The sequence below is a fragment of the Pseudomonas sp. LBUM1664 genome (genome assembly GCF_059695895.1).
In genome coordinates, this window is sequence record NZ_CP166791.1 from 236,360 (window position 1) to 248,630 (window position 12,271).

The 12,271-nt window shown below is 61.0% G+C and carries 11 protein-coding genes; 5 read left to right on the plus strand and 6 right to left on the minus strand.

Features of this window, described 5'->3' with window-relative positions; translation table 11 throughout:
• Positions 1 to 123 precede the first annotated feature (123 nt).
• From ACA047_RS01095 to ACA047_RS01110, 4 genes are all read right to left on the minus strand, one after another.
• The gene (locus ACA047_RS01095) at positions 124 to 867 is read right to left on the minus strand and encodes a penicillin-binding protein activator LpoB (protein ID WP_497355898.1); all 744 of its coding nucleotides are present in this window, start codon (positions 865 to 867) and stop codon (positions 124 to 126) included.
• Between the two features lie 3 nt (positions 868 to 870).
• Entirely contained in the window at positions 871 to 1,458 is a 588-nt protein-coding gene (gene lpoB / locus ACA047_RS01100; protein ID WP_025216077.1) for a penicillin-binding protein activator LpoB, read from the minus strand.
• A gap of 98 nt (positions 1,459 to 1,556) precedes the next feature.
• The gene (locus ACA047_RS01105) at positions 1,557 to 1,928 is read right to left on the minus strand and encodes a YcfL family putative periplasmic lipoprotein (RefSeq protein WP_497355901.1); all 372 of its coding nucleotides are present in this window, start codon (positions 1,926 to 1,928) and stop codon (positions 1,557 to 1,559) included.
• A 19-nt stretch (positions 1,929 to 1,947) separates the two neighbouring features.
• Positions 1,948 to 3,345 (minus strand): COG3014 family protein, encoded by a 1,398-nt coding sequence (locus ACA047_RS01110; protein ID WP_497355903.1) that lies wholly within the window; start codon positions 3,343 to 3,345, stop codon positions 1,948 to 1,950.
• Positions 3,346 to 3,661: 316 nt separating this feature from the next.
• On the opposite strand from ACA047_RS01110, the gene ACA047_RS01115 reads away from it, so the two are divergent.
• Positions 3,662 to 5,560 carry an FTR1 family protein gene (locus ACA047_RS01115; protein WP_497355905.1) on the plus strand — a complete coding sequence of 633 codons (1,899 nt, stop codon included), beginning with the start codon at positions 3,662 to 3,664 and terminating at the stop codon, positions 5,558 to 5,560.
• Positions 5,561 to 5,670: 110 nt separating this feature from the next.
• The gene (locus ACA047_RS01120; RefSeq protein WP_497355907.1) at positions 5,671 to 6,126 is read left to right on the plus strand and encodes a YaiI/YqxD family protein; all 456 of its coding nucleotides are present in this window, start codon (positions 5,671 to 5,673) and stop codon (positions 6,124 to 6,126) included.
• Positions 6,127 to 6,161: 35 nt separating this feature from the next.
• Here the strand turns inward: ACA047_RS01120 and elbB are convergent, their stop codons facing one another.
• The gene (gene elbB / locus ACA047_RS01125; RefSeq protein WP_497355909.1) at positions 6,162 to 6,830 is read right to left on the minus strand and encodes an isoprenoid biosynthesis glyoxalase ElbB; all 669 of its coding nucleotides are present in this window, start codon (positions 6,828 to 6,830) and stop codon (positions 6,162 to 6,164) included.
• A gap of 113 nt (positions 6,831 to 6,943) precedes the next feature.
• Between elbB and ACA047_RS01130 the strand changes: the two genes are divergently transcribed.
• A complete protein-coding gene (locus tag ACA047_RS01130; RefSeq protein WP_497355911.1) occupies positions 6,944 to 8,179 on the plus strand; it encodes a sterol desaturase family protein in 1,236 nt (411 codons plus the stop codon).
• On the opposite strand, the gene ACA047_RS01135 is transcribed toward ACA047_RS01130, so the two are convergent.
• A complete protein-coding gene (locus ACA047_RS01135) occupies positions 8,160 to 8,783 on the minus strand; it encodes a DedA family protein (RefSeq protein ID WP_497355913.1) in 624 nt (207 codons plus the stop codon). The two genes, ACA047_RS01130 and ACA047_RS01135, sit on opposite strands and share 20 nt — an antisense overlap.
• 205 nt (positions 8,784 to 8,988) lie before the next feature.
• On the opposite strand from ACA047_RS01135, the gene hemB reads away from it, so the two are divergent.
• Together hemB and ppk1 are read left to right on the plus strand one after the other, a co-directional pair.
• Positions 8,989 to 10,002: a porphobilinogen synthase gene (hemB, locus tag ACA047_RS01140; protein WP_497355915.1), complete on the plus strand. Its 1,014-nt coding sequence runs from the start codon at positions 8,989 to 8,991 to the stop codon at positions 10,000 to 10,002.
• Between the two features lie 17 nt (positions 10,003 to 10,019).
• A complete protein-coding gene (gene ppk1 / locus ACA047_RS01145) occupies positions 10,020 to 12,242 on the plus strand; it encodes a polyphosphate kinase 1 (protein ID WP_497355917.1) in 2,223 nt (740 codons plus the stop codon).
• Positions 12,243 to 12,271: the final 29 nt, after the last annotated feature.

The window sequence follows — 12,271 nt, forward strand, 5'->3', positions numbered from 1 at the left end:
GGCGAGGGAGCTTGCTCCCGCTGGGTCGCGAAGCGGCCCCAAGATTTTTCGGTTGCTGCGCAACCGAGCGGGAGCAAGCTCCCTCGCCACAAAAGCCTCTAGGCATCTACCCGGCGGTGTGACTCAGCGCAAGATCACCGGCGCCGTGTCCCGGGGCAGGTTGTTGCGCTGCACAGGTTCGCCGGGTTGGTCGTAGCTCGGCCCGCCGAGTTGTTCACTCAGTTGCCGCGCCACGTCTTCACCCAACGCCTTGGACACATCGCGCACCACCCGTGGGCGGTTGAGGCTGATGTGCACGTCCCGATGGTTCAGCAGCTTGGTGTCCTGGCCTTCGCCCATGGCGGTGAAGGCCGAGGTGATTTCGTAGGTCTTGGTGTTGATCAGGCTGAAGTCGGCCACCAGGGTCAGCGCAAGCACTGCCGAGTAGCTGTTGGTGTTGGCCAGTTCGTTGATGTCGCGAGTGAAGTCGATGTCGGACACGGTGCCGAACAACACGTAATCGGCCCCCTTGAAGCTCCCGGCCTTGATTCGCTTGATCACGTCGTAGACGTCGCCCGTGGATGACGCGGTGTAGGGCGTGCCTTGCACGAGTTGGAACATCCCGCTGCGCAGGATTTCGCCCTTGATGTCACCGGTAAACTTGCGCAGTTCACCCTGCTCGATGTAGCTGCTGGTGGCCTCCATCTCGTCGTAGCTCGACGAAGCGCTGGCGCTGTAGGCGTTCGCCTGGAAGTTGCTCTGGGCCGAAACGGTGTGGATGTACTCCTCCACCCGTTCCTGGTACGCCAGGTCAGTGACCGCGACTTTTGGGGCCGCCTGCGCGCCAAACGCGCAGGCCAGGGTCATGATGCCAATCCATGTGCGCATGGCTTAACGCTCCGTGGTTTTGCGGATTTCTTTCTCGTCCATCCATTCGGCCAGACCGCTTTCAACGTCGATCAATTGCAGGCTGAATTTGTAGAAGACGTCCTTGTAATCGCTGCTGCGCTTGACGATCGAGCTGATGGAGCCCTCGATGCGGTATTTGGCTGCGATCATGTTGCCGGTCTTGGCCACTGTGCTTTTCTTGTACAGGCCGCTCTGGTTCTGCAGCTTGAGCTGGTCGACCTGGCTGTCCATGGCAGTGTTGTCGCTGGCAAAACGAGCCGCGCCGGTCTTCATCAGCTGGGTCTTGATGCTGGTGGTGATTTCGCGGGTGTCGATGTACTCGCTGGTCTTGTTCTTCACGTCATAGACCTGAACCACCGGGCGGCCCTGCAAAACGCCGGACTGGGCCAGGGAACGGGTCATGGACTCGGCGATCATTTGCAGGTCGGTGGAGCCGAACTCGTTGGTCACGGTTTCCACGGCCTTGGTGTCGCCGTAGCTGATGTTTTTGTTGCCCAGGACCGGGGAGTTATTGGCGCAGCCGCTGACCAGCAGGGCGGCGAGGGCGATGGACGAAATGCGTACAAACATGGGAGTGCTCTCAAATTTCTGCATAAAGGGTTTTTGTGGCGAGGGGATTTATCCCCTCGCCACAGGCCTGGTCTTGGCTTTACGGATCGGAATCAGGCTCAAGGCGTGTTGATTTCCAGTCGGAAATCCACGGCCTTGGGTGTCGGTGCGATGGCCGGCAGGAAGCTGGTCTGTTCGCCGTACAGCGTCAGGCTTTTCCAGGTTTCCTCTTCGGCGATCGGGAAGCCTTCCTGCCCCAGCCAGGTAAAGCGGTAATACATCGTCTTGTTGTTGAAGCTGGTGTTGCTCAGCTGCACATTGACGGTCATGTAGCCGTTTTCCCGGGCCACGCGCATGGCGCCGACCACGATGTTTTTTGTCTTGCCCATCGCCACGACCTTGCTGGCGGCGCTGCCCGGCTCCGGTGGCGGTGGGGTGGCGCAACCGGCCAATAAGGCCAGGGCGCCGACAGCGATCAGTTTTAAACGCATTTGAGCGAAGACTCCGTTCTTAAGGTTGCTTGAGGCTGGCGACAGCGGTCGGGGTGGCGCTCGGGATCACTTGGGCGGCCAGGCCGCCGGCGAAGACCTGATTGCCCACGGCCCGAAGGCTGATGACCTGGTAACGCTGATCGACGGTGACCTTGACCACCGAGCCGCCGACGGCGCTTGGCAGGGTGACCTGATGCTCGCCTTTCTTCAGGCGCAGGCGCACCACCTGGGTGTAATCCGGCAGGGTGCGCCAGGTCCGGGTATCGGCGCCTTCGAGCACGGCCGAGGTGATGCCCACGGCCAGGCCGGCCAGCGGGTTGGTTTCGTTGATCTGCTTTTGCGCCACGCCACGGGTAATTGCGCGTACCGTCGTGCGCAGGATGATGCCCGGCATGTCGTCGCGCAGGGCCCGGCGAGACATGGCCGTGGTGCTGTTGAGCTGGGTCAGGTCCAACTGACGACCGTCGACGCCGATCTGGGCGAAGGTGGCCGTGGAGGTGTCGGGCTTGATCAGCGGGAACGATAATGGCGTGATGACCACGTTACCGCTGATGGGCAAGGGCAGGGGAATGCGGATCGAGTCCCGGGACGGTGCCAGGCCGCTCTGCACCACGATAAGAATGTCGCTGTCATCATCCTTGGCGGCAGGCTTGTCGAGGTTGAGCAGTGCCTGTTCCAGCAACGGCGTGTTGGGGCGCAGTTCGGCAGCCTTGCGATAACCCGGTGCGGCCAGGTCCTTTTCGCCTAGGGCTTCGTAGACGAAACCGGCCAGGTAATGGCTGAACGCGCTCTGGTAACTGTTTTTGAGGCTGACCACTTCCGGCGCGTTGAGGCTGGCCACCGGGTAACCCTGCAGGTCCTTGTACTCGGTCTTGACCCCTTGTTTCTCGGCGTCTTCTTCGCGCTTGAGGTATTCCTTGTCCCGCAGGTCGGCAATCACCGCTTCACGTTCGTGAGTCTTCTTGATCTGTGTCCGCGCGCCGTCAAAGTCGTTCACTGCCAGCAGATTCAGGGCCATCTGCGTGGTCAGCATGACCTTTTCGTAATCGTAGCCCTCGTAGCGCCGGACTTTATCGTTGACCAGGAAACTGCCGAACTGCGCCAGGTACTTGGCCGTGTCGAGCTTGACGGCGTCTTCCCACTGGCTGACCTGCTGGTCGGCGCTGGTCCAGGCCGTCTGGCTGCCGGACAGATCGCCCTTGGCGCGCAGCAGTTCACCTTTTTCGAAGAAATACAGCAGGTCTTTGTCCTGGCTGGCGTTGTTCTTTTCCAGCAGGGTCAATGCCGCATCGACGTTGCCGGAGGCCAGCTGCTGGTTGGTCTGGGCCAATTCACTATCGTAGTTGCGGAAGGCCGAGCAGCCGGATAGCAAGGTGATCGCACCGAGGGCGAACGAAAAAACGGCACGGGATGCCATGAACACTTCTTCCCTGAATATCAGCCGGTTGTGTGCGGGTCGGGCTGGAGCGATCCCACGGACAAACGTCGAGACGCTGTCGGTTCCTCATAACTGGAGGAGCTTTTATGCCATCCAAGAATAAGAAGGCGGCGCGATTATAAACATGACAGCTGGCTATGTAATGGCTTTTTAATCTCGTAATGCTGTTTTTGTGACATCACTTCCAAAGCATAAATATCCGATGAAAATGTGCCGGCAAACCACATCGCCTCTTGAGCCAAAGTCATTGGAAGTGAACAATGTGTTACTTCTTATTACCAACTGAGAGTCATTCATGACTGCCCCGTTTCGTTTTCTGGCCTGGCTCGCGTTTCCGCTGCTTGCCCTGTGCAGCGCCAATCTATTGGCCGACCCTGTTGAAGGCGCTCCCCAGGCGCTGCATCTGCTGGATTACATCGGGGCGGATTACCCGGTAACGGTCGAAGCGGGCAAGGTGATCGAGGAGTCCGAATACCGCGAGCAACTGGAATTCACCCAGGTACTGGAAGGATTGATTGCTGCGCTGCCGGCCAAGCCGCAAAAAGCTGAGCTGACACAAGGCATCGGCGCCTTGCGCAGCGCGATCACCCAGCGCCAGGACGGCGGCGATGTCGCCCGCCTGGCGCGGCAACTGGGGGCCAAGCTGGCGGTGGCGTACGAAGTCAGCCAGGCGCCGGTCATTACTCCGGACCCGACACGCGGTGCCCCGCTGTATGCCCAGAACTGCTCGGTGTGCCACGGTGACAGCGGAGCCGGCGACGGCCCCGCCGGTGTCGGCCTGGTGCCGCCGCCGTCCGACCTGCGCGACGGTCAGCGTCTGGATCGCTTGAGTCTCTACGCGATCTACAACACCCTTGGTATGGGTGTCGAAGGTACCGACATGCCGGCCTTCGCCGATCAGCTCGATGACCGTCAACGCTGGGACCTGGCGACCTACATCGCCAGTTTCAGCGCCGACCCGGCTGCCGCCAAGAGCGAGCAGACTTTTAATCTCGCGGACCTCGCCCGTCAGACCCCGGCCGAAGTCCTGGCCGCGCAAGGTCCTGCCGCTGCGGCCACCTTCCGTGCCCAGCGTGCCCAGCCGCCGCAAGTGCAGCGCGGCCCGGCACAGTTGCTCGACTACACCGCCGCAACCCTGGATAAAAGCATCGCGGCGTATCGTGCCGGTGACCACGACCAGGCCTATGACTTGTCGGTAGCGGCTTATCTGGAAGGCTTCGAACTGGTGGAAAGTTCATTGGATAACGTCGATGCCAATGTGCGCAAGGACACTGAAAAGGCCCTGATGGCCTACCGTCAGTCCTTGCAGGATGGCTTGCCGGTCGAGCAGGCCGAACAGCGTCTGGATGCAGCCAAGGCCAAGCTGAAGGAGTCCGCGGGCCTTTTGGGCAGCGACGGCTTGAGCTGGTCGCTGAGCTACATCTCAGGGTTGTTGATTTTGCTGCGTGAGGGGCTGGAAGCAATTTTGGTGCTGGCGGCGATCCTGGCGTTCCTGCGCAACACCGGTCAGCAGTCGGCGGTGCGCAGTGTCAACGTTGGTTGGGGTCTGGCGCTGTTGGCCGGCTTGGCGACCTGGGGGCTGGCCGCGTATGTGATCGACGTCAGCGGCGCCCAGCGCGAATTGCTCGAAGGCGCGACGGCATTGTTCGCCAGTGTGATGGTGCTGTGGCTGGGTGTGTGGATGCACGACCGGCGCCACGCGGCGGCCTGGCAGAACTACATCAATAGCAGCCTGGTGGGCGGCGGTGGCCGTTTCGGTTTCGCGATTTTGGCGTTTTTCTCGGTCTATCGTGAGCTGTTCGAAGTGATTCTGTTCTACGAAACCCTGTGGCTGCAGGCCGGCCCCGTCGGGCATAACGCCGTGCTGGCCGGCGGCGCGACGGCGTTGGTGCTGCTGGTGGGCTTGGCTTGGGTGATCCTGCGTGGCTCGGCGAAACTGCCGCTGGCGCTGTTCTTCAGTATCAACGCCGCGTTGCTGTGTGCATTGTCGGTGGTCTTCGCCGGCCATGGCGTGAAGGCGCTGCAGGAAGCCGGGATCTTCGGGACCCATCCGGTGGCGTTCTTTGACTTCGACTGGTTGGGTATTCATGCCGATGCTTATTCGCTGACGGCTCAAGTGGTCGCGATCCTGGCGATCGTGGTGCTCTATGGGCGCAGTTGGGTGGCGGAGAAGCGTCGGGTTCAGGTTTCCTGAAGCACATTCGCTGCGCTCATAATCGCGGACAAGCCTTATTCCCACAGTCAGCACTCACCTGTGGGAGCAAGGCTTGCCCGCGACGCTTTTAAGATAGAGGAAACAACCCAATGCGCGTATGGATCGACGCCGACGCCTGCCCAAAAGCCGCGAAGGATCTGGTGGTCAAGTTCGCCTTGAAGCGCCAGTTCGAGGTAGTGCTGGTGGCCGGGCAACCCCAGGTCAAGCCTGGCCTGGCCTGTGTGAAACTGATCGTGGTGCCCAGCGGCCCTGATGCGGCGGACGATTACCTGGTGGAACACGCTGAGCCGGGTGAGCTGGTGATTTGCAGCGACGTGCCCCTGGCCGACCGGCTGGTGAAGAAGGGCGTCGCGGCCCTGGACCCTCGCGGCAAGGAGTTCGATGCGCAGAACATGGGCGATCGGTTGGCGGTGCGCAACCTGTTCACCGATTTGCGCGAACAGGGCCACGTGGGGGGTGGCCCGGCGGCGTACAGCGAGCGGGACAAGCAGGGGTTTGCCAATGCCCTGGATCGGATACTGACGCGTTTGGCCCGAATGTCTTAAGCCTTGCCCAGTCCCCCACAAGGGCGACGGCGGTGCTAGACATCGTTTTCGTGCGTCAACTCCAACACCCGGTCCACCAGTTTATTGATGCCCGAAGCCGCTTCGCTGATGTTCTGCGCCAGCATGTAGGCCGGGGTGCTGACCAGTTTGCGCGCGGTGTCTTCGACGATGTCGGTGACGGCGCACTCTTCGTGAGTGCCACCCATTTTGGTCACCGCAGCGGCGGTGTCGGCGTCGTTGCCGATGGTGCAGGTCACGCCCGGGCCGTAGATTTTTGCCGCCAGGGCTGGGGAAATGCAGATCAGCCCCACCGGCTTACCCGCCTCGGCAAAGGCTTCGGTCAGCGCCAGGACCTGGGGCTGGACAGTGCAGCCAACGCCTTCGACGGCAAAGCTGGACAGGTTTTTCGCCGAGCCGAAACCGCCTGGCACGATCAAGGCGTCGAAGTCCTCGACCTTGGCTTCGCGCAAATCCTTCACGTTACCCCGAGCGATCCGCGCCGACTCCACCAGCACATTGCGGCTCTCGGGCATTTCTTCGCCGGTCAGGTGATTGATCACATGCAATTGGGCAATGTTGGGGGCGAAACATTGGACCTGTGCACCACGCTGGTCGAGGCGCAGCAAGGTGATCACGCTTTCGTGGATCTCGGCGCCGTCGTACACGCCACAGCCGGAAAGGATCACTGCAACTTTTTTGCTCATGGGTTTTTCTCCAGATTCATGGCGTTAAATGTCCACTAATTTGTCACTCGTTGCCATAGGGTTCTCCAGCGGCTACACCTAATCTGCCGGTTACCTCCTCGCTGGGTCGCGTCATGAATTTCATTCTGTATGCCGTGCCGTTTTTCTTCGTGCTGATTGCCGTCGAGTTGCTGGCTGATCGCTGGCGTGGCGTGAGCCACTACCGTGTGGCAGACGCGATTAACAGCCTGAGCACCGGTGTGCTGTCGACCACCACCGGCCTGTTGACCAAGGGCGTGGGGCTGGTGACCTACGCCTTTGCGTTGAAACATCTGGCCGTCATTGAGTTGCCTGCCGATCAGGCCTGGGTCTGGGTGCTTGCCTTCGTGTTCTACGATTTCTGCTACTACTGGCTGCACCGCATGGGCCATGAACGCAACATCCTCTGGGCCGCCCATTCGGTGCATCACCAGAGCGAGGACTACAACCTTTCCACTGCGTTGCGCCAGACCAGCACCGGCTTTTTGTTGAGCTGGATTTTCTATCTGCCCCTGGCTGTGCTCGGCGTCCCGCTGCTGGTGTTCGTCAGCGTTGCGGCGTTGAATCTGCTGTACCAGTTCTGGGTCCACACCCAACACATCCCCAAACTTGGCTGGCTGGAGTGGTGCTTCGTCACGCCGTCCAATCATCGTGCCCACCATGCACAGAACCCTCTCTACATGGATCGCAACTACGGCGGGGTGTTCATTATTTGGGACCGTCTGTTCGGTTCCTTCCAGGAAGAAGACGCCAACGAACCGGTGATTTTTGGCGTAACCACGCCGCTGGCGAGCTGGAATCCGTTGTGGGCCAACCTGCAGTTCTATGCACAACTGTGGGCAGATGCCCAACGGGCCGGGCGCTGGTGGGACAAGCTGCGGATCTGGTTCATGCCCACCGGTTGGCGGCCGGCGGATGTGGCGGCCAGGTACCCGCTGAACAAATCGGACCTGGGTCAGTTTCGTAAATTCGAGGTGCCGCTGGACGGGCGTCAGCAGGGGTACGTGGCGCTGCAATTCTGCGTCTACATTGCGCTGGGCAGTTACTTGATGAACCTGGAGAGCAGCTTGCCGGTTGCCGCCCTGGTGCTGGGCTGGGGCGCGGTAGCGTTCGGCTTGTTCGTGCTGGGCGTTGCCCTGGAGAATCGCCCGTGGGCGCTGAGGCTGGAGCTGTTGCGGCTGGCCTCGAACCTGCCGCTGGTGTGGCTGGCGCCGCTGGCCGGTTTGTGGCCGGCCAGCCCCGTGGCCTGGATCGGGTTGCTCAGCTACAGCCTGCTCAGCGGCATCGGGCTGTACTGCTGCCGCAGCCGGCTTACTCGGCTGGTGTCGTAGGTTCGCCGGACCTGGTTTGTTCCAGTCGCTCGGCTTCGAGAACCTTTTTGGCCAGCCGCGCATTCTTGATGCGTCGGCGCAGCCACAGGCCCAGGCCCAGCAACAACAGGGCACCGAGTACCCACAACTCGTATTTCTTGATGCTGCCCAGCATGCCCTCGAGCACCGCGCCGAAATGGTAGGCTGCGGCTGCCAATGCCGTGGCCCAGACCGCCGCGCCGATGCCGTTGAGCAGCAGGTAGCGGCCCGGCGGATAGCCTGACAGGCCGATGGCCACCGGCATCACCGTGCGCAAGCCATAGACGAAGCGAAAGCTCAGGACCCAGATGTCCGGATGCCGGCGAATGTGCTCCAGTGCGCGATCACCCATCAATTGCCAGCGGGGCTTGCGCGCCAGCAGCTTGCGACCGTGCTTGCGCCCCAGGAAATACCACAGCTGATCGCCCGCGTAGCTGCCGCAGAACGCCACGACGACCACCAGGTTGATATCCATGTAGCCACGGAACGCCAGGAAACCTGCGAGCACGAGGATGGTTTCGCCTTCGAAGAACGTCCCGATAAAGAGAGCAAAGTAGCCGAAGTCATGCAGAAATTGTTGGAGCATTGTCTGGGTGCTGGCGAAATGAACGCGCAGCCTAACCCTTCGGGCACTTTCATGAAAGTATCGAAATGTGTCTCGACGTGAACAATCCCTACGCTGACAATAACTGCGACGACGGGACGCAGGTGCACACAACTGTCATCTGTTCGTCATAATGGCCGCTTATAACTGTCACGCTCGCCCGTCAGCGCGGGCTCAGGAGTCTGCCGTGAGCTTTACCCCCGCCAATCGTCTGTTCCCTGCTACCCGTCTGCGTCGCAATCGCCGTGATGAGTTCTCTCGTCGGCTGGTGCGTGAAAACGTGCTGACCACTGATGACCTGATCTTGCCGGTGTTCGTGCTGGACGGTGAGAACCGTCGCGAAGCGGTGGCGTCGATGCCCGGGGTGGAACGCCTGACCATCGACCTGTTGCTTGAAGAAGCCGCCAAGTGGGTCGAGTTGGGTATTCCGGCGCTGGCGCTGTTTCCGGTCACCCCGGCGGCCCTCAAGTCGCTGGACGCTGCCCAAGCCTGGAACCCGGACGGCATCGCTCAGCGCGCGACCCGTGCCCTGCGCGCACGTTTCCCGGAACTGGGGGTGATCACTGATGTGGCGCTGGACCCGTTCACCACCCACGGGCAGGACGGCATCCTCGATGAAGAAGGCTATGTGCAGAACGACATCACCGTCGATGCATTGGTGAGACAGGCGCTGTCCCACGCCGAGGCCGGTGCCCAGGTGGTGGCGCCGTCGGACATGATGGACGGCCGCATCCAGGCGATCCGTGAAGCCCTCGAAGTGGCCGGCCACGTCAATGTGCGGATCATGGCCTACTCGGCCAAGTACGCCAGCGCCTATTACGGTCCGTTCCGTGACGCAGTCGGCTCGGCCCTGAACCTGGGCAAGGCCAACAAGGCCTCTTATCAGATGGACCCGGCCAACAGCCACGAAGCCTTGCACGAAGTGGCGGCCGACTTGTCAGAAGGCGCAGATATGGTCATGGTCAAGCCGGGCATGCCTTACCTCGACATTCTTTGCCGGGTCAAAGACGAATTCAAAGTGCCGACCTTTGTTTATCAGGTCAGCGGCGAGTACGCCATGCACATGGCGGCGATCCAGAACGGCTGGTTGGGCGAAGGGGTGATCCTCGAGTCCTTGACCGCCTTTAAACGTGCAGGAGCTGATGGCATCCTGACTTATTTTGCCGTGCGCGCCGCTCAATTGTTACGAGAGCAGAAATAGCCTCCCAGGAACTTGCGATGAATACCGAAGGACTTTCTGAAGTTGCCGTAAAAGACGCTCAACCCGTGGTCGAGCAGGTTAGCGAAACGCCGCCGGAGCATGAGGTCGTACCTACGCCGCCGGTGGTGGCCGAGGCCCCTGCGGCCCCGGCGATCGCCATTCCAAGCCTGGATGACAGCAGCCTTTATATCCATCGCGAGCTGTCGCAACTGCAGTTCAACATCCGCGTGCTGGAACAGGCGCTGGACGAGTCTTACCCGCTGCTGGAACGCCTGAAGTTCCTGCTGATCTTTTCCAGCAACCTGGACGAGTTCTTCGAAATTCGCGTTGCCGGCCTGAAGAAGCAAATCACCTTTGCCCGGGAACAGGCCGGTGCCGACGGCCTGCAACCGCATCAGGCCCTGGCGCGCATCAGCGAACTGGTCCATGGCCATGTTGACCGTCAGTACGCGATCCTTAACGACATTCTGTTGCCGGAATTGGAAAAACATCATGTCCGCTTCATCCGTCGCCGCAACTGGAACACCAAGATCAAGACCTGGGTGCGCCGCTATTTCCGCGACGAAATTGCGCCGATCATCACGCCGATCGGCCTCGACCCGACGCACCCGTTCCCGTTGCTGGTCAACAAGAGCCTGAACTTCATCGTCGAACTGGAAGGCATCGACGCCTTCGGTCGCGATTCCGGCCTGGCGATCATCCCCGCCCCACGCTTGTTGCCGCGCGTCATCCGCGTGCCGGAAGACGTTGGCGGGACCGGCGACAATTATGTGTTTCTGTCGTCGATGATCCACGCCCACGCCGATGACCTGTTCCAGGGCATGAAGGTGAAGGGTTGCTACCAGTTCCGCCTGACCCGTAACGCCGACCTGTCGGTGGACACCGAGGACGTCGAAGACCTGGCCCGCGCCTTGCGCGGTGAGCTGTTCTCCCGTCGCTACGGCGATGCGGTGCGCCTGGAAGTGGCCGATACCTGCCCCAAACACCTGTCCGATTACCTGCTCAAGCAATTCAACCTGCATGAGACCGAGCTGTATCAGGTCAACGGTCCGGTCAACCTGACCCGGCTGTTCAGCATCACCGGCCTGGACAGTCATCCGGAACTGCAATATTTGCCGTTCACGCCGCAGATCCCGAAACTGCTGCAGAACAGTGAGAACATTTTCAGCGTGGTCAGCAAGCAGGACATCCTGCTGTTGCACCCGTTCGAGTCGTTCACGCCCGTGGTCGATCTGCTGCGCCAGGCGGCCAAGGACCCCCACGTATTGGCGGTGCGCCAAACCCTGTACCGCAGCGGCGCCAACTCGGAAATCGTCGACGCCCTGGTGGACGCGGCGCGAAACGGCAAGGAAGTCACGGCGGTGATCGAGTTGCGGGCGCGCTTTGACGAAGAATCCAACCTGCAACTGGCCAGCCGTCTGCAAGCGGCCGGTGCGGTGGTGATCTACGGCGTGGTCGGCTTCAAGACCCACGCCAAGATGATGCTCATCCTGCGGCGCGAAGCCGGGGAGATCGTGCGTTACGCCCACCTGGGTACCGGCAACTACCACGCCGCCAACGCTCGTCTGTACACCGACTACAGTTTGCTGACCTCAGACGATGCCTTGTGCGAAGACGTCGGCAAGCTGTTCAGCCAGTTGATCGGCATGGGCAAGACCCTGCGCATGAAGAAACTGCTGCATGCGCCGTTTACCCTGAAAAAGGGCATGCTCGACATGATTGCCCGGGAGACGCAGTTCGCCCTGGACGGCAAACCGGCGCACATCATTGCCAAGTTCAACTCGCTGACCGACCCGAAAATCATCCGTGCGTTGTACAAGGCCAGCCAGTCGGGCGTGCGCATCGACTTGGTGGTACGCGGCATGTGCTGCCTGCGGCCGGGCATTCCGGGGGTTTCCCATAACATCCATGTACGTTCGATCATCGGGCGCTTCCTGGAGCACACGCGGGTGTTCTACTTCCTCAACGGCGGAGAGGAGCAGATGTTCCTCTCCAGCGCCGACTGGATGGAGCGCAACCTCGACAAGCGCGTCGAGACTTGTTTCCCGGTGGAAGGCAAGAAGCTGATCCTGCGGGTCAAGAAAGAGCTGGAAAGCTACCTCACCGACAACACCCACAGCTGGAGCCTGCAGTCGGATGGCCGTTACATCCGCAACACGCCGACCGGCAACCAGAACCCGCGCAGCGCCCAGGCGACGTTGCTGGAGCGTTTGAGCAGCCCGGTGTTGGCGGTTCGGTAAACGGTCAGCGGGCGGAGGCCGGCTCAGCC